The sequence below is a fragment of the Streptomyces sp. TLI_146 genome (genome assembly GCF_002846415.1).
GTDB lineage: Bacteria > Actinomycetota > Actinomycetes > Streptomycetales > Streptomycetaceae > Streptomyces.
Map to the genome: position 1 here is coordinate 5,766,057 of NZ_PJMX01000001.1, position 20,516 is coordinate 5,786,572.

Here is a 20,516-nt window from a genome sequence, read left to right on the forward strand (position 1 = left end):
GCAAGGTCGTGACTGCCCTTGACCCGGCCCCGAGGCTGCCTCCACCAGGGCTCCCTCACCGCTCTTCGCACCCCGTAGAACGATCATAGGTTCGGCCCGGGAGGCCTCCGGCGCGCCAGCCCCGTACCATAGGACTAGCCGTGGCGTGTCCGCGCCCGGCGGGCGGACGAGGCTTCGACCGTCAGACGCCTGATTCCCGATCGAGAGAAGCGCCAGCCAGCATGCCCACGCGCCACGACATCCGCAATGTCGCCATCGTCGCCCACGTCGACCACGGTAAGACGACCATCGTCGACGCCATGCTCAAGCAGGCGGGTGCGTTTGCCGCGCACCAGCACCTCGACGACCGCATGATGGACTCGAACGACCTGGAGCGTGAGAAGGGCATCACGATCCTGGCGAAGAACACCGCCGTCAAGTACCACCCCAAGGACGGCGGGGCCCCGATCACGATCAACATCATCGACACCCCCGGCCACGCCGACTTCGGCGGTGAGGTCGAGCGCGGTCTGTCGATGGTCGACGCCGTCGTCCTGCTCGTCGACGCCTCCGAGGGCCCGCTCCCGCAGACGCGCTTCGTGCTGCGCAAGGCCCTCCAGCAGCGCCTGCCCGTCATCCTCTGCATCAACAAGACGGACCGCCCGGACTCCCGGATCGACGAGGTCGTCAACGAGACGTACGACCTGTTCCTGGACCTGGACGCGGACGAGGACCAGATCGAGTTCCCGATCGTCTACGCCTGCGGCCGCGACGGCATCGCCTCGCTGACCAAGCCGGAGGACGGCACGGTCCCGGCGGACTCCACCAACCTGGAGCCGTTCTTCTCCACCATCCTGGAGCACGTCCCGGCCCCGACGTACGACGACGAGGCGCCGCTCCAGGCCCACGTCACCAACCTCGACGCCGACAACTTCCTCGGCCGCATCGCGCTGCTCCGCGTGGAGCAGGGTGAGCTGCGCAAGGGCCAGACCGTGGCCTGGATCAAGCGCGACGGCTCGATCTCGAACGTCCGCATCTCCGAGCTGATGATGACCGAGGCGCTCACCCGCAAGCCGGCCGAGGTGGCGGGCCCCGGTGACATCTGCGCCGTCGCCGGTATCCCCGACATCATGATCGGCGAGACCCTGGCCGACCCGGAGAACCCGATCGCGCTGCCGCTGATCACGGTCGACCAGCCGGCTATCTCCATGACCATCGGCACCAACACCTCGCCGCTCGTCGGCCGCGGTGGCACGGGCAAGGGCGCGGACGCCAAGTCCGCCGTCAAGGACCGCAAGGTCACCGCCCGCCAGGTCAAGGACCGTCTGGACCGCGAGCTCATCGGCAACGTCTCGCTGCGCGTCCTGGACACCGACCGTCCGGACGCCTGGGAGGTCCAGGGCCGTGGTGAGCTCGCGCTCGCCATCCTGGTCGAGCAGATGCGCCGCGAGGGCTTCGAGCTGACCATCGGCAAGCCGCAGGTCGTCACCAAGCTGGTCGACGGCAAGGTGCACGAGCCGGTCGAGCGGCTGACCGTGGACGTGCCCGAGGAGCACATGGGCGCCGTCACGCAGCTCATGGGCGTCCGCAAGGGCCGTATGGACAACATGTCCAACCACGGCTCCGGCTGGGTCCGCATGGAGTTCGTCGTCCCGTCCCGCGGCCTCATCGGCTTCCGTACGGAGTTCCTGACCAACACCCGCGGTACGGGCATCGCCCACTCGATCCACGAGGGCCACGAGCCGTGGTTCGGCAACCTGGTGACCCGTAACAACGGCTCCCTGGTCGCCGACCGCGCCGGTGCGGTCACGCCGTTCGCGATGATCAACCTCCAGGAGCGCGGTGTGCTGTTCACCGAGCCCGGCACCGAGGTGTACGAGGGCATGATCGTCGGTGAGAACTCGCGCTCCGACGACATGGACGTGAACATCACCAAGGAGAAGAAGCTCACCAACATGCGTGCGGCTTCGGCGGACAACACCGAGAACGTGGTGCCGCCGCGCAAGCTCTCCCTGGAGCAGTCCCTGGAGTTCTGCCGCGACGACGAGTGCGTCGAGGTGACCCCGGAGGCCGTCCGCATCCGCAAGGTCGTCCTGGACCAGAAGGAGCGCGGCCGCACGGCCTCGCGCGCCAAGCACGGCTGAACCCTGGCCGGTTGAGCTTCACGGCCCGGCTCCCCGCGATCTTCGCGGGGAGCCGGGCCGCTGTCGTACGGTGGGGTCCGCGCGGTCCCGCGCACTGCCCTCCGCCCGGCGCGCGGTCAAGTCGTTTTCCTCTACATCCTGTTCGGATATCGAGCGCTGCTCTCCGGAAGATGTGTTAACGGTCCGTTTCGGGCGTGTCTGTCTGTGATCTGTTTGTCCGGATTTCGGACTGTTGGCCTGACCTGATGTTGTCAAAACGAGACCCTTTAAGTGTGGTTTACAGCCCGGCCGTACTTAATAGTTGGCTCCATTGAGCTCGGGTCAATGGGTCACGCACTGTGGGGAGTGCCGACTCACGAGCACACTCGGGGCGCTTCATCGATCGCCGTCAGGGGTGTCGGCGATCTTTTTGTGCCCCTCTTGTTGTGACAAGTGGACTCATGAGGAGGAACCCATGCGTGGTGCCAAGAGCGCCAAGTGGGTCGCGGGTGCGGCGGTCGTCGCCCTGGCTGCGACTGCCTGTGGTGGCGGCGACGGTGACAGCAAGGGCAAGGGGGGTAGTTCGGGCGGTGTGATCTCCATGGAGATCGGCGAGCCGCAGAACCTGCTCGTGCCCTCGAACACCTACGAGACCGAGGGCGGACAGGTCATTCACGCCCTGTTCACCGGGCTCACCAAGCTGAACGAGAAGAGCGAGGTCGTCAACGACCTCGCGCAGTCCGTCGAGACCAAGGACTCCAAGGTCTGGACGATCAAGCTGAAGCCGGGCTTCACCTTCCACAACGGTGAGGCCGTCACGGCGAAGTCCTTCATCGACGCCTGGAACTACGGCGCCAACCAGGACAACGCCCAGCAGACCAACCCCCTCTTCTCGCACATCCAGGGTTACAAGGACCTCAACCCCGGACCGAAGAAGAAGGTCGCCACCAAGGAGATGTCGGGCCTCAAGGCCGTCGACGACAACACCCTCCAGGTGACGCTGGACGCGCCGTTCTCGGCGTTCCCGGCGCAGCTTTCGTTCTCGGCGTTCTCGCCGCTGCCGAAGGTGTTCTTCAACGACCCGAAGGGCTTCGGCGAGGCCCCGATCGGCAACGGCCCGTTCAAGATGTCGGGCAAGTTCCAGCACGACGAGAAGATCAGCGTCGTGAAGTACGACAAGTACCCGGAGGCCTCGAAGATCGAGGTCAAGGGTGTCGACTTCAAGATCTACTCGAACCTGGACACGGCGTACAAGGACCTCCTCGCCAACAACATCGACTTCCACATCGCGATCCCGGACTCGGCGCTCGCGACGTACAAGAAGGACCTGGACAACCGTGTCATCGACACGCCGGACTCCAGCGTCGGCTTCATCGGCTTCCCGCTGAAGTACAACGAGGCCTTCAAGAAGCCGGAGCTGCGCAAGGCGCTGTCGATGGCGATCGACCGGAAGACCATCTCCGAGAAGATCTTCCAGGGTGCCCGCACCCCGGCCGACGACTTCATCAGCCCGATCATCCAGGGCTACCGCAAGGGCGCCTGCGGCGACGCGTGCAACTACGACCCGGCCAAGGCCAAGGCGCTGTTCCAGCAGGCCGGCGGTCTGCCGAACAACACCCTCGAGATCGGCTACAACGCCGACGGTGGCCACAAGGGCTGGGTCGAGGCCGTCGCCAACATGCTCCAGCAGAACCTGGGCATCAAGGTCACCGCCAAGCCGTTCGAGAAGTTCCAGGCCATCCTGAACGACCTCGACGCCAAGAAGTACCAGGGTGCGTTCCGCATGGCGTGGAACATGGACTACCCGGACATGGAGAACTACCTCCGTCCGATCTTCTCCAAGGACGCCATCGAGAACGGCTCGAACTACGCGGGCTACGTGAACGAGGACTTCGAGAAGCTCCTCGTCGAGGGCGACAAGGCTCCGTCGAAGGACGAGGCCATCAAGAAGTACCAGGCCGCTGACGACATCCTCGCCAAGGACATGCCGTACATCCCGGTCTACTTCTACAAGCTCAACGCCGGCTTCAGCTCGAAGATCAAGAGCATCAGCGTCGCCGGTCACAACGTCCTCTGGGACACCGTCAAGCTCAGCTGAGCTTGAACCAAGTCCCGTGAAGTAGTTGCGGGTCGACTGAGGGTGGGCAGGGGGAGTCCGGTCCGGGTCTCTCCCTGCCCACCCTGTCTGCCGTCCGCCTTGTCCGTTCTGCCACCCCTCACCGGCACCGGGCGAGTCAGCACCCCTCTGGAGAACCGATGGGCCGATTCGTCGTGCGCCGTATCCTGCAGGCGATCCCTGTACTGATAGGCGTTACGTTCCTCATCTTCTACCTGGTCTTCGCACTCAAGGGCGATCCGATCCAGGCCCTGGCCGGCGAGAAGCGCGCCGACCCCAATGTCGCGGCGATGCTGCGCGAGCAGTACCACCTCAACGACCCGAAGATCGTGCAGTACTGGCACTACATCACCGGTGTCTTCACCGGTGACCTCGGTACCACGTACACCGGTCGTCCGATCTCGGACATCGTCAGCGAGCGCTTCCCGGTCACCCTCAAGCTCGCCCTCACCGCGTTCGGCATCGAGGCCGTCATCGGCATCACCGCCGGTATCTTCGCCGCGCTGAAGAAGGGCAAGTTCGTCGACAACCTGGTTCTGATCAGCACCCTCGTGCTGATCTCGATCCCGGTGTTCGTCCTCGGCAGCGTGCTCCAGCTGGAGCTCGGTGTGAAGGTGGGCATCACCCCGGTCGCCGGTATCGACGACGGCTGGCCCAACAGCTACATCCTTCCGGCGTTCGTGCTGGCGTCGACGTCGATGGCGTACATCGCGCGTCTGACCAGGGCGAGCATGATGGAGTCGATCCGCGCCGACTATGTGCGCACCGCGATCGCCAAGGGCCTGCCCCGGCGCCGTGTGATCGGCATCCACACGCTGCGCAACTCGCTCATCCCCGTGGTCACCTTCCTGGGCATGGACCTCGGTGCGCTGATGGGCGGCGCGATCATCACGGAGCGGCTGTTCAACCTGCCCGGCATCGGCGGCCAGCTCGCCAAGTCCGTCTACCTGCGCGAGCGGCCCGTGGTGGTCGGTCTGGTCACCCTGCTCGTCCTGATCTACCTGGTGGCCAACCTCGTCGTAGACCTTCTCTACGCCGTGCTCGACCCGAGGATCCGCTATGAGTGAGAAGACCATAGAGAAGACCGCGCCGGCCGACGGTGCGGTGAGCGACAAGGCGACCGAGGCCGAGGAGAAGGCGGCGGCCCGCCAGGCGAGCCTGCTCCGCGACGGCTGGGAGATCCTGCGCAAGCGGCCGATGTTCTACATCTCCGCGTTCGTCATCGTGATCCTGCTGGCGCTGGCGATCGCCCCCGGCCTGTTCACCTCGCGCAGCCCGTTCAGCGACGGTTTCTGCCAGCTCCAGAACTCGCTCAACCCGCCGTCGTCGGGCCACATGTTCGGCTACGACGTCCAGGGCTGCGACATCTACACGCGGTCCGTCTTCGGCACCCGCAACTCGATCATCGTCGGTGTGGTCACCACGCTGGCGACGACGGCGCTGGGCGGTCTGCTCGGCATCATCGCGGGTCTGCGCGGCGGCTGGCTCGACTCGGTCCTGTCGCGTGTGACCGAGGTGTTCTCCGCGCTGCCGCTCATCGTCGGCGCGCTGCTGATCATGTCGATCGTCGGCGGCGGCGACGCCTGGTCGGTGTCGCTGATCATGGCCGTGCTCGGCTGGCCGCAGGTCTACCGCATCATGCGCGGCGAGGTCATCGCCAACAAGCACAACGACTACGTCATGGCGGCGAAGGCGCTCGGCGCCGACACCACGCGGATCGCGTTCCGGCACATCCTGCCGAACACGCTCGCGCCGGTCATCGTCGTCACGACGATGAACCTCGGTGTCTACATCTCCGCCGAGGCGGCGCTGTCGTACCTCGGTATCGGCATCCAGCACCCCAACATCTCGTGGGGTCTGATGATCAGTGACGCGACGGACCGGTTCCTGACCTCCCCGCACGCCCTGCTCTTCCCCGCCGCCGTGCTCAGCATCACCGTGCTGGCGTTCATCATGCTCGGCGACGTGGTCCGCGACGCCTTCGACCCGAAGATGCGCTAGGGAGGGCGTACTCCATGACCACCATTGAGAAAACGGCGGGTGTACCCGCCCCGCGATCCGAGAGCGACAGCACTCCGCTCCTCGAAGTCCGCGATCTGCACGTCGAGTTCCACACCCGGGACGGCATCGCCAAGGCCGTCAACGGCGTCAACTACACCGTCTCGGCCGGCGAGACCCTCGCCGTCCTCGGCGAGTCCGGCTCCGGCAAGTCCGTGACCGCGCAGGCGATCATGGGCATCCTGGACATGCCCCCGGGCCGCATTCCGCAGGGCGAGATCCTGTTCCGCGGCAAGGACATGCTGAAGATGTCCGGCGAGGAGCGGCGGAAGATCCGCGGCCAGAAGATCGCGATGATCTTCCAGGACGCGCTCTCCTCCCTCAACCCGGTCCTCTCCGTGGGCTACCAGCTCGGCGAGATGTTCCGGGTCCACCAGGGCGCCTCCCGCAAGGAGGCCAAGGCCAAGGCCATCGAGCTGATGGACAAGGTCAAGATCCCGGCGGCGAGCGCGCGGGTCAACGACTACCCGCACCAGTTCTCCGGCGGTATGCGCCAGCGCATCATGATCGCGATGGCGCTCGCCCTGGAGCCCGACCTGATCATCGCGGACGAGCCGACCACCGCGCTCGACGTGACGGTCCAGGCACAGGTCATGGACCTGCTCGCGGAGCTCCAGCGCGAGTACCAGATGGGTCTGATCCTGATCACCCACGACCTCGGCGTGGTCGCCGACGTCGCGGACAAGATCGCCGTGATGTACGCGGGCCGGATCGTGGAGACCGCACCGGTGCACGAGCTCTACAAGCGCCCGGCGCACCCGTACACCCGGGGTCTGCTCGACTCGATCCCGCGCCTGGACCAGAAGGGCCAGGAGCTGTACGCGATCAAGGGCCTGCCGCCCAACCTGCTCAAGGTCCCCGCCGGCTGCGCCTTCAACCCGCGCTGCCCCAAGGCGGACGACATCTGCCGTACGGACGCCCCGGTGCTGCACCAGGTCACCGAGCGGGACGGCAGCGAGCTGACGGGCCGCGGCAGCGCCTGCCACTTCTGGAAGGAGACGATCCATGGCTGAGCCGGTCAAGAAGGAGACGGCCGTGGACGCGACTCCCAGCGTCACCGACGTCATCAAGAAGGACGCCTCGACGACGACCGAGGTCGAGGCCCTCCTCGACGTCCAGGTCGACCGCGGCGAGCCGATCCTCCAGGTGCGCAACCTGGTCAAGCACTTCCCGCTGACCCAGGGCATCCTCTTCAAGAAGCAGATCGGCGCGGTCAAGGCCGTGGACGGGGTCTCCTTCGACCTGTACCAGGGCGAGACCCTGGGCATCGTCGGCGAGTCCGGCTGTGGCAAGTCCACCGTCGCCAAGCTGCTGATGACGCTGGAGAAGGCGACCGCAGGCGAGGTCTTCTACAAGGGCCAGGACATCACCAAGCTGTCCGGGCGCGCGCTGAAGGCCGTCCGCCGCAACATCCAGATGGTGTTCCAGGACCCGTACACGTCCCTGAACCCGCGGATGACGGTCGGCGACATCATCGGTGAGCCGTACGAGATCCACCCCGAGGTGGCCCCCAAGGGCGACCGGCGCCGCAAGGTCCAGGAGCTCCTGGACGTGGTGGGCCTCAACCCGGAGTACATCAACCGGTACCCGCACCAGTTCTCGGGCGGTCAGCGCCAGCGCATCGGCATCGCCCGCGGCCTCGCGCTCAACCCCGAGATCATCATCTGCGACGAGCCGGTCTCCGCGCTCGACGTGTCGGTCCAGGCGCAGGTCATCAACCTGATGGAGAAGCTGCAGGACGAGTTCAACCTCTCCTACATCTTCATCGCGCACGACCTCTCCATCGTCCGGCACATCTCCGACCGCGTCGGTGTGATGTACCTCGGCAAGATGGCCGAGATCGGCACGGACGAGGAGATCTACGAGCACCCGACGCACCCGTACACCCAGGCGCTGCTCTCCGCGGTGCCGGTGCCGGACCCGTCGGCGCGCGAGCACCGGGAGCGGATCATCCTCACGGGTGACGTTCCCTCGCCCGCCAACCCGCCGTCGGGCTGCCGCTTCCGCACCCGCTGCTGGAAGGCGGAGGAGCGCTGCTCCACCGAGATGCCGCTCCTCGCGGTGCCCGAGCGCTTCCGGGGTCAGGACACCCCGGCCGCGCACGAGTCGGCGTGCCACTTCGCCGAGGAGAAGGACGTCGTGGGCGCGGCCTGACCGCGTCCCACCCGCGCCGCACCCAAGGGGCGCCCGGAACCTCACGGTTCCGGGCGCCCCTTGCGCGTACCCGGGTAATTGCGTTGCGGGGCGGGCGACTTGGGCCCGACAGTGGCCGGATGGAGAACGGGAACGGGGTCAGGGCCGCCACGACCGAGGACGCCCAGGCGGTCTGCGCTCTGCTGAACGCCGTCGACGAGATCGAGATCGGGGCGCCGGAGACCGCGCCAGGCGAGGTCGAGGAGGACCTGGCGAAGGCGCGGGACGCCTGGGTGGCGGTGGCGGACGGGCGCGCGGTGGCGTACGCGGCGGTCCTCGACGTGGGACCGGACGGCGCCGTCGACATCGACCACTACGTACTGCCCGACCGCCAGGACGCGGGCGCCCTCCTGCTCGACCTGGCCGAGGCGCGCTCGCGCGAGCTCGCCGCCGAGGCGGGCGCGGACCACGCGGTGATCCACCTCCACCTCAACGCGAACCCCACCCTGGACACCGCGCTGCTCACCGGCCGGGGCTGGCGCACGGTGCGCCGCCACCACGTCCTGACCCGCCCGGTCTCCCCGGAGGCCGACCCGTTCCCCGAGCCGCCCGCAGGGGTGCGGCTGCGCCCCTGCGCGGACGACGCCGACCGCCGGGCAGCCCACCGCCTGCACCAGGAGACGTTCGCCCACCACTTCGACTTCCGCCCGCAGGGGTACGAGGAGTGGCTGCGCCAGGTCACCCCCGACTGGCCGCTGGTGTGGATCGCCTCCGTCGACGGCCTCGGCGACGCGGCGGTCCTGATCACCCGCGACGACCGCGAGGGCATGGGCTGGATCCGCACGCTGGGCGTCCGCGAGCAGTTCCGCGGCCGGGGCCTGGCCGGCCACCTGCTGCGCCACGCCTTCGCCATATACGCACGCCGCGGCCGCGACACGATCGGCCTCGGCGTCGACACGGAGAACGCCACGGGGGCGCCGCGGCTGTACGAGGCGCACGGCATGGGCGTGCACTACGCGGTGGACACCTGGGAGGCACGCCCGGCGGTGTGAGGCCGCACGGCTCATTCCTCCGCCCATTCGGGTGCGGCAGAGGTGCACCCTGTCCTCTCCTGGGGTGATATTTGGCCCTAAGTGATGCTTTGGGACTCTAGGAGGACTCCATGCGCGGAGCCACGCACGCCAAGTGGACCGCATGTGCGGTGGTCGTCGCCCTGGCCGCGACGGCCTGCGGCGGCGGAGACAGCGGCGGTGGCAGCGGTGCCTCCGGCATCGTGAGTTCGTCCTGGGGCGATCCGCAGAACCCGCTGGAGCCCGCCAACACCAACGAGGTGCAGGGCGGCAAGGTCCTCGACATGCTCTTCCGGGGGCTCAAGCGGTACGACTCGAAGACCGGCGAGGCCAAGGACATGCTCGCCGAGAAGATCGAGACCACCGACTCGACCACCTTCAACGTCACCGTCAAGGACGGCTGGACCTTCTCCAACGGCGAGAAGGTCACCGCGAAGTCCTTCGTGGACGCCTGGAACTACGGCGCCAGCCTCAAGAACAACCAGAAGAACGCGTACTTCTTCGGATACATCGAGGGCTACGACAAGACCCACCCCGACAAGGGCGAGCCGAGCGCGGAGACCCTCTCCGGCCTGAAGGTCACCGGGGAGCGCACCTTCACCGTCAAGCTCAACCAGAAGTTCTCCACCTGGCCCGACACCCTCGGCTACAACGCCTTCGCCCCGCTGCCCAGGGCCTTCTTCGACAACCACGCGGCGTGGCTGTCCAAGCCGGTCGGCAACGGCCCGTACACGGTGAACTCGTACAGCAAGGGCTCCAAGCTGGAGATGCGCAAGTGGGACGGCTACCCGGGCCCCGACAAGGCGCAGAACGGCGGGGTCGACCTGAAGGTCTACACCGACAACAACACCGCCTACACCGACCTGACCGCCGGCAACCTCGACCTCGTCGACGACGTGCCCGCCTCCCAGCTCAAGAACGTCAAGGCGGACCTCGGCGACCGGTACATCAACACCCCGGCCGGCATCATCCAGACGCTCGCGTTCCCGTACTACGACGAGGCCTGGAACACGCCGGGCGCGGTGAAGGTCCGCAAGGGCCTGTCGATGGCGATCAACCGCGCGCAGATCACCGACACGATCTTCCAGAAGACCCGCACCCCCGCCACCGACTGGACCTCGCCGGTGCTCGGCGCGGACGGCGGCTACAAGGCCGGGCTCTGCGGCGACGCCTGCAAGTACGACCCGGCCGGGGCGAAGAAGCTGATCGAGGAGGGCGGCGGGATCCCCGGCGGCCAGGTGAAGATCTCGTACAACGCGGACACCGGCTCGCACAAGGAGTGGGTCGACGCCATCTGCAACAGCGTCAACAACGCGCTGGGCAACGACAGGGCGTGCGTGGGCAACCCGGTCGGCACCTTCGCCGACTTCCGCAGCCAGATCACCCAGAGCAAGATGTCCGGCCCGTTCCGGGCGGGGTGGCAGATGGACTACCCGCTGATCCAGAACTTCCTCCAGCCGCTGTACTACACCAACGCCTCGTCCAACGACGGCAAGTGGACCAACGCCGAGTTCGACAAGCTGGTGAACGAGGCCAACGCGGAGACGGACAAGGCCAAGGCGGTCGACCTCTTCCAGAAGGCCGAAGAGGTGCTGCGGGACCAGATGGGCGCCATCCCGCTCTGGTACCAGAACGGCAGCGCCGGCTACTCGACCCGGGTCTCCAATGTCGCGCTGAACCCGTTCAGCGTCCCCGTCTACAACGAGATCAAGGTCAGCTGACGCCGGCGGAGGTGCGGCCCGGCGCGCGCCCCGCGCCGGGCCGGACCCCTTCCCAGACTCTCGGAGCAGTTCATGGGACGTTATGTGATCCGGCGTCTGCTGCAGATGATCCCGGTCTTCTTCGGTGCCACGCTGCTGATCTTCCTGATGGTCAACGTGATGGGCGACCCCATCGCCGGGCTCTGCGGCGACAAGGCGTGCGACCCGGCCACCGCCGCCCGCCTCAAGCAGGAGTTCGGTCTCGACAAGCCGGTCTGGCAGCAGTACGCGACGTACATGGGGAACGTGTTCACCGGTGACTTCGGGACCGCGTTCAACGGCCAGGAGGTCACCGAGCTGATGTCGACGGCCTTCCCCGTCACCATCCGGCTCACGATCATCGCGATCCTCTTCGAGATCGTCATCGGCATCACCCTCGGCGTGGTCACCGGTCTGCGGCGCGGCCGCCCCATCGACACCGCGGTGCTGATCCTCACCCTCGTCGTCATCGCGATCCCGACCTTCGTCACCGGTCTGGTGCTCCAGCTGCTGCTCGGCGTCGAATGGAAGTGGATCAAGCCGTCGGTGACCCCGGACGCGCCGTTCGACGAACTGCTGATCCCCGGCCTGGTCCTCGCCTCGGTCTCGCTGGCGTACGTCACCCGGCTCACCCGGACCTCGATCGCGGAGAACTCCCGTGCCGACTACGTCCGCACCGCCGTCGCCAAGGGCCTCCCCAGACGCCGGGTGATCACCCGCCATCTGCTGCGCAACTCGCTGATCCCGGTGGTCACCTTCATCGGTACGGACGTGGGCGCCCTGATGGGCGGGGCGATCGTGACCGAGCGGATCTTCAACATCCACGGCGTCGGCTTCCAGCTCTACCAGGGCATCCTGCGCCAGAGCACCCAGACCGTCGTCGGCTTCGTGACCGTCCTGGTGCTGGTGTTCCTGGTGGCGAATCTCGTCGTCGACCTCCTGTACGCCGTACTCGACCCGAGGATCCGCTATGCCTGAGCCCGACTTCGACGAAGGCGCCGCGATCTCCGCGACCGGCGGGGGCGGCGTCGGCCAGGGAGCCATCGCCCCGACCGGGACCGGCGGCGCGATGGACCTCGCGATCAGCGAGGGCGCGACCCTGGAGCGGACGCCCGGCGGCCCGGAGGGCACCGGCCCCGCGGGCAAGCCGCGCAGCCTCTGGGGCGACGCCTGGCGGGACCTGCGGCGCAACCCCGTCTTCATCGTCTCCGGCCTGATCATCCTCTTCCTGGTCGTCATCTCGCTGTGGCCGTCCCTGATCGCCTCCGGCAACCCGCTCAAGTGCGACCTCTCCAAGGCCCAGCTCGGCCCCCGGCCCGGCCACCCCTTCGGCTACGACGGGCAGGGCTGCGACGTCTACACCCGGACCGTGTACGGGGCGCGGACCTCGGTCACCGTCGGCGTCTGCACCACCCTCGGGGTCGCGCTCTTCGGCTCGGTCCTGGGCGGGCTCGCCGGGTTCTTCGGCGGCGGCTGGGACGCGCTGCTCTCCCGGATCACCGACATCTTCTTCGGCATCCCGGTGGTCCTTGGCGGTCTGGTGTTCCTGTCCGTGGTCACCTCGACCACCGTCTGGCCGGTGATCGGCTTCATGATCCTGCTGGGCTGGCCGCAGATCGCCCGGATCGCGCGCGGCTCGGTGATCACCGCCAAACAGAACGACTACGTCCAGGCGGCCCGCGCGCTCGGCGCCACCAACTCCCGGATGCTGCTGCGCCACATCGCGCCCAACGCGGTGGCCCCGGTGATCGTCGTGGCGACCATCGCGCTCGGTACGTACATCTCGCTCGAAGCCACGCTCTCCTACCTCGGCGTCGGGCTGAAGCCCCCGTCCGTCTCCTGGGGCATCGACATCTCGGCCGCCTCCCCGTACATCCGCAACGCGCCGCACATGCTGCTGTGGCCGGCCGGGGCGCTGGCGGTCACGGTGCTCGCGTTCATCATGCTCGGCGACGCGGTGCGCGACGCCCTCGACCCCAAGCTGCGCTGAGGAGTTGGACGCCATGCTGCTCGAAGTGCGCGACCTCCAGGTCGAGTTCAGGACCAGGGACGGGATCGCCAAGGCCGTCAACGGGGTCACCTACTCGGTGGCGGCCGGGGAGACGCTGGCGGTGCTCGGCGAGTCCGGCTCCGGCAAGTCGGTGACCGCGCAGGCCGTGATGGGCATCCTCGACATGCCGCCCGGCCGGATCACCGGCGGCGAGATCGTCTTCCAGGGCCAGGACCTGCTGAAGCTCAAGGAGGACGAGCGGCGCAGGATCCGCGGCTCCGGAATGGCGATGATCTTCCAGGACGCGCTGTCCTCGCTCAATCCGGTGCTGAGCGTGGGCGCGCAGCTCGGCGAGATGTTCTCCGTGCACCGGGGGATGTCCCGGGCCGACGCCAAGGCCAAGGCGGTCGAGCTGATGGACCGGGTGCGGATCCCGGCCGCCAAGGAGCGGATCGGGCAGTACCCGCACCAGTTCTCCGGCGGTATGCGCCAGCGCATCATGATCGCCATGGCAATGGCCCTGGAGCCCGCGCTGATCATCGCGGACGAGCCGACCACCGCGCTCGACGTCACCGTCCAGGCCCAGGTGATGGACCTGCTCGCGGAGCTCCAGCGCGAGATGAACATGGGGCTGATCCTGATCACCCACGACCTGGGGGTGGTCGCGGACGTCGCGGACCGGATCGCGGTGATGTACGCGGGCCGGATCGTCGAGGAGGCCCCGGTCCACGAGATCTACAAGGCTCCCGCGCACCCGTACACCCGGGGTCTGCTCGAATCGATCCCGCGCCTGGACCAGAAGGGCCAGGAGCTGTACGCGATCAAGGGCCTGCCGCCCAACCTCATGCACATCCCGTCCGGCTGCGCCTTCCATCCGCGCTGCCCGATGGCGCAGGACGTGTGCCGCACGGACGTCCCGCCGCTGGCGAACGTCTCCGAGGGCCGCAGGAGCGCGTGCCACTTCTGGAAGGAGTGCCTGAATGGCTGAGGCGATTCTGGAAGTGCGCGACCTGGTCAAGCACTATCCGCTGACCCAGGGCATCCTCTTCAAGAAGCAGGTCGGCGCGGTCAAGGCGGTCGACGGCGTCTCCTTCGACCTGGTGGCCGGCGAGACCCTGGGCATCGTCGGGGAGTCGGGCTGCGGCAAGTCGACGGTCGCCAAGATGCTGGTGAATCTGGAGCGCCCGACGGCGGGGCAGATCAAGTACAAGGGCACGGACATCACCAAGATGTCCGGCAAGGCCCTGCGGTCCGTCCGCCGCAACATCCAGATGGTGTTCCAGGACCCCTACACGTCCCTGAACCCGCGGATGACGGTCGGCGACATCATCGGTGAGCCGTACGAGATCCACCCCGAGGTGGCCCCCAAGGGCGACCGGCGCCGCAAGGTGCAGGACCTGCTGGACGTGGTGGGGCTCAACCCGGAGTACATCAACCGCTATCCGCACCAGTTCTCGGGCGGCCAGCGCCAGCGCATCGGCATCGCCCGCGGCCTCGCGCTCCAGCCGGAGATCATCGTGGCGGACGAGCCGGTCTCGGCGCTCGACGTCTCGGTCCAGGCGCAGGTGGTGAACCTGCTGGAGCGCCTGCAGAACGAGTTCTCGCTCTCGTACGTCTTCATCGCGCACGACCTGTCGATCGTGCGGCACATCTCGGACCGGGTCGGGGTGATGTACCTGGGCCGGATCGTGGAGATCGGCCGGGACGAGGAGATCTACGACCACCCGACGCATCCGTACACGCAGGCGCTGCTCTCCGCCGTCCCGGTGCCCGATCCGTCGGCGCGGGAGCACCGGGAGCGGATCATTCTCTCCGGGGATGTGCCGTCCCCGGCGAACATCCCCTCGGGGTGCCGGTTCCGCACGCGGTGCTGGAAGGCGCAGGAGCGCTGCACGCTGGAGGTGCCGGAGCTGGCGGTCCCGGCGGTCTTCCAACTCCTGCAGGGACCGGCCCACCACCCGTCGGCCTGCCACTTCGCGGAGGAGAAGACGGTGGTGCCGCCGGAGTGACGCCCGGTGTTCGTCTGCGGGTCGTCCCCAACTGGTCGCGCAGTTCCCCGCGCCCCTAACCCTCTAGGGGCGCGGGGAACTGCGCGACCAGCCACCCACCGGTCCGCAGCCGAATCCCCTGCGCACAGCGGCCGCACGCCGGAGCCCGCGTCCGTGGTGTGGCGGGGTGTACGGACGCGGGCCCGGCTCCGAAGCGGAGGCACCACGAACCCGGGTCAATGGGTGGTATCCGTCGCCTCCTCGATCGCGGCGAGCGCGGGATCGAGCACCACGTCCTCGCCCCGCGCCGCGACCGTCGGTTCCTCGGGGAAGTGGCACGCGGTCAGATGCCCCTCCCGGTTTCCCTCAAGACGTACCAGCGGCGGTGTCTCGGAGGCGCAGCGCTCGGCCGCCTTCCAGCACCGCGTGCGGAACCGGCACCCCGACGGCGGGTCGATCGGGGACGGCACGTCACCGGCGAGCCGGATCCGCTCGCGCCCCTCGCCCTCGTCGTCCACCACCGCCTCCGGCACGGCCGACAGCAGCGCGTGCGTGTACGGGTGGCGGGGCCGGTCGTAGATGGAGGCCCGGTCGCCGATCTCGACGATGCGGCCCAGGTACATGACCGCGACCCGCTGTGAGAAGTGCCGCACGATCGCCAGGTCGTGGGCGACGAACAGGAACGCGATGCCCATCTCCCGCTGGAGGTTCTGGAGCAGGTTGACCACCTGCGCCTGGATCGACACGTCGAGCGCGGAGACCGGCTCGTCCGCCACGATCAGCCGCGGCTTGAGTCCCAACGCCCGTGCCACGCCGATGCGTTGGCGCTGGCCGCCGGAGAACTCGTGCGGGAAGCGGTTGTAGTGCTCGGGGTTGAGGCCGACGATCTCCAGCAGCTCGCGCACCCGCTTCTCCCGGCCGCCCGGCGGATTGACGCCGTTGACGACCATCGGGTTGGAGATGATGTCGCCGACGGTCTGGCGCGGGTTGAGCGAGGCGAACGGGTCCTGGAAGATCATCTGGATCTCGGACCGGATCGGCGCCAGCTCCTTGCGCGAGGCGTGGCTGATGTCCCGGCCGTCGTACGTGATGGTGCCCCGGGTCGGTTCGAGCAGCCGGGTGATCAGCCGGCCCGTGGTCGACTTGCCGCACCCCGACTCGCCCACCAGGCCCAGGCTCTCGCCCTGCCCGATGGTGAAGTCGACGCCGTCCACCGCGCGTACGTCACCGACGTGGCGCTTGAGGACGAGGCCGCTGGTGATCGGGAAGTACTTGACGAGCCCGGCCACTTCGAGCAGCGGGGCGGACGGCTCCCGGCCGCCGTCGTCGTCGCGCGGCCCCGGAACCTTCGTGAGGCTCAGCTGTTCGCTCATGATGTGTTCTCGACTCCTGGTCGGCGTCAGCGCAGCCGCGGCCGGATCTGCTCGGCGAAGATGGTGGACTTCTGAGTGGACGTCAGATGGCAGGCGGCCCCGTGCGGCTCGTCCTCCGGGATCACCGGCCGCTCCGTACCGCACGCGCCGCCCGCGACCTGGTCCGGGAAGGCGCACCGCGGATGGAAGGGGCACCCCGGCGGCGGCGAGAGCAGGCTCGGCGGGGTCCCCGGGATCGGCACCAGCGGCAGGTCCACGGGCGAGTCGAGCCGGGGGATCGAGCCGAGCAGCCCCCAGCTGTAGGGGTGGCGGGGGGTGCGCATGATCTCCCGTACCGTGCCGCGCTCCACACAGCGGCCCGCGTACATCACCATCACGTCGTCCGCGGTCTTCGCCACCACGCCGAGGTCGTGGGTGATGATGATGATCGCCGAACCGGTCTCCTGCTGGAGGTCCTTGAGCAGGTCGAGGATCTGCGCCTGGACGGTCACGTCGAGCGCGGTCGTCGGCTCGTCCGCGATGATCAGCTCCGGGTCGCAGACCAGCGCCATCGCGATCATCGCCCGCTGGCGCATCCCGCCCGAGAACTGGTGCGGGTAGTCGTCGACCCGCAGCCTGGGCTGCGGGATGCCGACCTTGCCGAGCATCTGGATCGCCCGCTCGCGGGCCTCCTTGCGGGAGGCGCCCATGTGCTTCATGTACGGCTCGGCGATCTGGCGGCCCACCGTGTAGTACGGCGAGAGCGCGGCCAGCGAGTCCTGGAAGATCATCGCCATCTTCTTGCCGCGCAGCTGGGAGAGCCGGCGCTCCGAGGCGCCGGTCAGCTCCTGCCCGTCGAGCAGGATCTCGCCCCGGATCGTGGTGTTGCGCGGGTTGTGCAGACCGAGGACCGCGAGGTTGGTGACGGACTTGCCGGAGCCCGACTCGCCGACGATGCCGAGCGTCGAGCCGCGCGCGAGGTCGAAGGAGAGCCCGTCGACCGCCTTGACGGTGCCGTCCTCGGTGGCGAAGTGGACGTACAGGTCACGGACCGAGAGGAAGCCGCGGGACGCGTCGGCGGCCGGCTTCGTCGCGGGCTGGCTGAGGGTGCTCACGGACGGTTCTCCTCCGGAGGTTCCTGGGTCCCGGGGTTCCGGGACCGTGAGGGTCGGCGCGCGCTCAGGAGAGCCGGATCCGCGGGTCGATGAAGGCGTACGCCATGTCGACGACGATGTTGCAGAGGACGATGATCGTGGCGCCGATGAGCATCACGGCCATCTCCAGCGGCAGGTCGCTGCGGAGCACGGCCTGCACCGAGAGCGAGCCGAGGCCGTGCAGCCCGAAGGTGACCTCGGTGATGATCGCGCCGCCGAGCACCGCGCTGAGGTCGACGCCGAAGATGGTGATGACGGTGGCCATCGCGCCGCGCAGCGCGTACCGCAGGAAGACGTAGCGCGAGCTCATGCCCTTGGCGCGGGCCGCGCGGATATGGTCCTCCGACATCTGCTCGACCATCAACGACCGGGTCTGGCGGCTGTAGTTGGACCAGAAGATGACCGACAGGATCAGACAGGGCAGCAGCAGTCCCGACACCGAACCGGCCGGGTCGCTGGTCCAGTGCGGGTCGTGGCCGCGGTCGACCAGGTCCAGCTTGGTGGAGAGCACCAAGATGGCGATCGGGCCGATGAAGTAGATCTGCACGGACTGGCCGAGCAGCGAGGCCGCGCTCGCGACCCGGTCGAAGAGCCTGCCCTGCTGCCAGGCGGAGACGAGGCCGAGGCCCACGCCGACGCTCAGGAAGATCGCGGCGCCGCCGACGCCCAGCGACAGCGTCGTGGGATAGCGGTCGGAGATGGTGTTCCACACCAGCTGCTGGTCGGCGAAGGAGTAGCCGAAGCAGGGCGCCGGGCAGTGCCCGACGGGCATGTCGCGCCCGGCGAAGATGCCCACCATGAAGTGCCAGTACTGGACCCAGATCGGATGGTCGAGCCCCAGGTTCTTGCGGATCAGCGCGACGTTCTGCGGGTCGCAGTTCTTGCCGCAGGACAGCAAGGCGGGATCGGAGGGCAGGAAGAAGAAGAGGAAGTACGTGATGGCGCTGATCAGCAGCAGGATGACCGCGGCGCCGAGCAGTCGTCGCACAAGGAAGCGGAGCATCGGACTCTTCCGTCTGTATGCGGTCCCCGGCCCGTGAGGCGGGCCGGGGACCGGGCCGCCACGGCTACTGCTTCACGAAGATGGTGCTCGGGTTGATGGTGCCGAACACCTGGTTGTAGGTGACGCCGCCGAGGCCGTCGCCGTGCAGGTTGAAGTACTTGTCGTAGATGAACGGGATCTGCGACGTGTCGGTCTGCAGCACGTACTCGGAGAGCTTGCGCCACTCCTCGTTCTGCTTGGCGATGTCGGTGAGCGCCATGATCCGGTCGATCTCGGAGTTCACCTTCGGGTCGTTCAGGAACGCGTAGTTGTTGGTGCCGTCCTGGAGGTTGCGGCCGTCCATGGTCGGCGGGACCACGGTCGAGGCGCTCGGCCAGTCGGCGCCCCAGCCGGTGCGGTAGATGTCGTACGGCGTGTTCACCTTGCCGACCACCGTGTAGTACGAGGTCGGGTCGACGGCCTTGCGCTCCACCTGGAAGCCGGCCTTCTCCAACGCCTTCTGGACGGTCAGCGAGACGTTCTGCCAGCGCGGGGTGTTGGCGTACGCGTAGGAGAGCTTGACCGGGGTGGCGACCCCGGCCTCCTTCAGCAGCGCCTGGGCCTTCTCCGGGTCGCCCATGGGCTTGGCGAGCTTGCCGAACGGGTCGAACTTCGCCCAGCCGGCCACCGTCGGGCTGAGCAGCGTGGTGCCGAGCTCACCCTGCGCGCCGCCGCCGAAGGCCTGGAGCACCTGCTGCTGCGGGAAGGCGTACATGATCGCCTGGCGGACCTTGGGGTTGGTGATCCGCTTGGTGTTGATGTTCATGACCTCGACGTACGGCTGGTACTCGTTGACGATCCGCGACTTGTACTGCGCGTCCGTCGTCAGCGTCTGCATCTTCGACGGGTCGGCGGAGCCGGACAGGTTCACGGCGTACTTGTCGGGCCCGGACTGGGCGGCCATCCGGTTGGTGAGGCCCGGCTCGGCGATGCCGAGCTGGAACTCCCACTTGTCGGGGTAGGCGTTGCGGATCGGGTCGGACTTGGGGTCCCAGTTGGTGTTGCGCACGAACGACAGCGACTTGCCCGGCTTGTAGTCCGCGATCTTGTACGGGCCGGAGGCGACCGGGTGGTTGTTGTACTTCTGCTTGTCGTCCTTGGCCTTGGGCACCGGCGACACGTTCGGCATGGACATCGCGTACGGGGCGTCCGCGTGCGCTTCCTTGAAGTGGAAGACGAGGGTCTTGTCGTTGGGCGTCGCCAGGACCGTGTCGGGCAGCTCCTTGCCGTCGTACGGGCCCTTGTAGGCCTTGCGGTAGTCGACGCCGAGCATCCACTTCTGGACGTACTGCGGGCCCTGCGTCTGGTAGTCCGCGAAGAGCCGCTCGATGCCGTACTTGATGTCCTTGGACGTGATCGGTGTGCCGTCCTCGAACTTCAGGTTGTCCTTGAGCGTGTACGTCCAGGTCTTGGCGCCGTCCGAGGAGGTGCCCGTGTCGGTGGCGAGGTCGCCCACCAGAATCGTTTTGCCTGTCTTGGCGTCGATCTTGTAGCCGGTCAGCGAGCGGTTGTAGAGCAGTTGCAGCGAGAGCATGTCGCTGACGTACTGCTGGCCCGGGTCCAGATAGTCGAAGCCCGCCTGGTCCAGGTCGTAGGCCGTACCCCCCGGCTTGGCGCCCTCGACGGGCACCGCCGGTCCCGTGGAGTCGGCCTTGGAGCCGATGCCGAAGTTCTGCACCGACGCCTTCTTGTCGTCGCCCGCGGGTTTCTTCTCGTCGTCGGCCCCGCCGCTGCTGCACGCAGCAGACAGTGTCAAAGCCCCCACCGCCAGA

Annotated in this window: 16 protein-coding genes; 12 read left to right on the plus strand and 4 right to left on the minus strand. The window is 67.9% G+C overall.

The features are described from left to right. Nucleotides 1–221: 221 nt before the first annotated feature. The 12 genes from typA (at nucleotide 222) to BX283_RS25970 (ending at nucleotide 15,217) form a co-directional block, all read left to right on the plus strand. Nucleotides 222–2,123: a translational GTPase TypA gene (typA, locus tag BX283_RS25915; protein WP_101389893.1), complete on the plus strand. Its 1,902-nt coding sequence runs from the start codon at nucleotides 222–224 to the stop codon at nucleotides 2,121–2,123. Between the two features lie 454 nt (nucleotides 2,124–2,577). Then, nucleotides 2,578–4,200: an ABC transporter substrate-binding protein gene (locus BX283_RS25920; RefSeq protein ID WP_101389894.1), complete on the plus strand. Its 1,623-nt coding sequence runs from the start codon at nucleotides 2,578–2,580 to the stop codon at nucleotides 4,198–4,200. A 158-nt stretch (nucleotides 4,201–4,358) separates the two neighbouring features. Beyond that, nucleotides 4,359–5,285: an ABC transporter permease gene (locus tag BX283_RS25925; RefSeq protein WP_101389895.1), complete on the plus strand. Its 927-nt coding sequence runs from the start codon at nucleotides 4,359–4,361 to the stop codon at nucleotides 5,283–5,285. Continuing rightward, on the plus strand, nucleotides 5,278–6,219 hold the full coding sequence (locus BX283_RS25930; RefSeq protein WP_101389896.1) for an ABC transporter permease: 942 nt from the start codon (nucleotides 5,278–5,280) through the stop codon (nucleotides 6,217–6,219). Before BX283_RS25925 ends, BX283_RS25930 begins: the two co-directional genes overlap by 8 nt. A 14-nt stretch (nucleotides 6,220–6,233) precedes the next feature. Beyond that, nucleotides 6,234–7,289, plus strand: a complete 1,056-nt coding sequence (locus tag BX283_RS25935; RefSeq protein ID WP_101389897.1) for an ABC transporter ATP-binding protein — start codon at nucleotides 6,234–6,236, stop codon at nucleotides 7,287–7,289. Further along, the gene (locus tag BX283_RS25940) at nucleotides 7,282–8,430 is read left to right on the plus strand and encodes an ABC transporter ATP-binding protein (protein ID WP_101389898.1); all 1,149 of its coding nucleotides are present in this window, start codon (nucleotides 7,282–7,284) and stop codon (nucleotides 8,428–8,430) included. The genes BX283_RS25935 and BX283_RS25940 overlap by 8 nt, the downstream gene beginning before the upstream one ends. A gap of 119 nt (nucleotides 8,431–8,549) precedes the next feature. Then, a complete protein-coding gene (locus BX283_RS25945) occupies nucleotides 8,550–9,461 on the plus strand; it encodes an N-acetyltransferase (RefSeq protein ID WP_101389899.1) in 912 nt (303 codons plus the stop codon). 110 nt (nucleotides 9,462–9,571) lie between these two features. Beyond that, nucleotides 9,572–11,200: an ABC transporter substrate-binding protein gene (locus BX283_RS25950; protein ID WP_101389900.1), complete on the plus strand. Its 1,629-nt coding sequence runs from the start codon at nucleotides 9,572–9,574 to the stop codon at nucleotides 11,198–11,200. A 72-nt stretch (nucleotides 11,201–11,272) separates the two neighbouring features. Beyond that, nucleotides 11,273–12,196 (plus strand): ABC transporter permease, encoded by a 924-nt coding sequence (locus tag BX283_RS25955; RefSeq protein ID WP_101389901.1) that lies wholly within the window; start codon nucleotides 11,273–11,275, stop codon nucleotides 12,194–12,196. Continuing rightward, nucleotides 12,189–13,208 (plus strand): ABC transporter permease, encoded by a 1,020-nt coding sequence (locus tag BX283_RS25960; RefSeq protein WP_101389902.1) that lies wholly within the window; start codon nucleotides 12,189–12,191, stop codon nucleotides 13,206–13,208. Before BX283_RS25955 ends, BX283_RS25960 begins: the two co-directional genes overlap by 8 nt. A 13-nt stretch (nucleotides 13,209–13,221) precedes the next feature. Beyond that, complete coding sequence (locus BX283_RS25965; RefSeq protein ID WP_101389903.1) at nucleotides 13,222–14,196, plus strand: ABC transporter ATP-binding protein; 975 nt, start codon at nucleotides 13,222–13,224, stop codon at nucleotides 14,194–14,196. Further along, the gene (locus tag BX283_RS25970; RefSeq protein WP_101389904.1) at nucleotides 14,189–15,217 is read left to right on the plus strand and encodes an ABC transporter ATP-binding protein; all 1,029 of its coding nucleotides are present in this window, start codon (nucleotides 14,189–14,191) and stop codon (nucleotides 15,215–15,217) included. Before BX283_RS25965 ends, BX283_RS25970 begins: the two co-directional genes overlap by 8 nt. A 215-nt stretch (nucleotides 15,218–15,432) precedes the next feature. On the opposite strand, the gene BX283_RS25975 is transcribed toward BX283_RS25970, so the two are convergent. From BX283_RS25975 to BX283_RS25990, 4 genes are all read right to left on the minus strand, one after another. Then, nucleotides 15,433–16,569: an ABC transporter ATP-binding protein gene (locus BX283_RS25975; protein ID WP_101389905.1), complete on the minus strand. Its 1,137-nt coding sequence runs from the start codon at nucleotides 16,567–16,569 to the stop codon at nucleotides 15,433–15,435. Nucleotides 16,570–16,595: 26 nt separating this feature from the next. Further along, nucleotides 16,596–17,663 carry an ABC transporter ATP-binding protein gene (locus BX283_RS25980; RefSeq protein WP_101389906.1) on the minus strand — a complete coding sequence of 356 codons (1,068 nt, stop codon included), beginning with the start codon at nucleotides 17,661–17,663 and terminating at the stop codon, nucleotides 16,596–16,598. 64 nt (nucleotides 17,664–17,727) lie between these two features. After that, a complete protein-coding gene (locus BX283_RS25985; protein WP_101389907.1) occupies nucleotides 17,728–18,705 on the minus strand; it encodes an ABC transporter permease in 978 nt (325 codons plus the stop codon). Nucleotides 18,706–18,769: 64 nt separating this feature from the next. Beyond that, the gene (locus BX283_RS25990; protein WP_306822867.1) at nucleotides 18,770–20,509 is read right to left on the minus strand and encodes an ABC transporter substrate-binding protein; all 1,740 of its coding nucleotides are present in this window, start codon (nucleotides 20,507–20,509) and stop codon (nucleotides 18,770–18,772) included. Nucleotides 20,510–20,516: the final 7 nt, after the last annotated feature.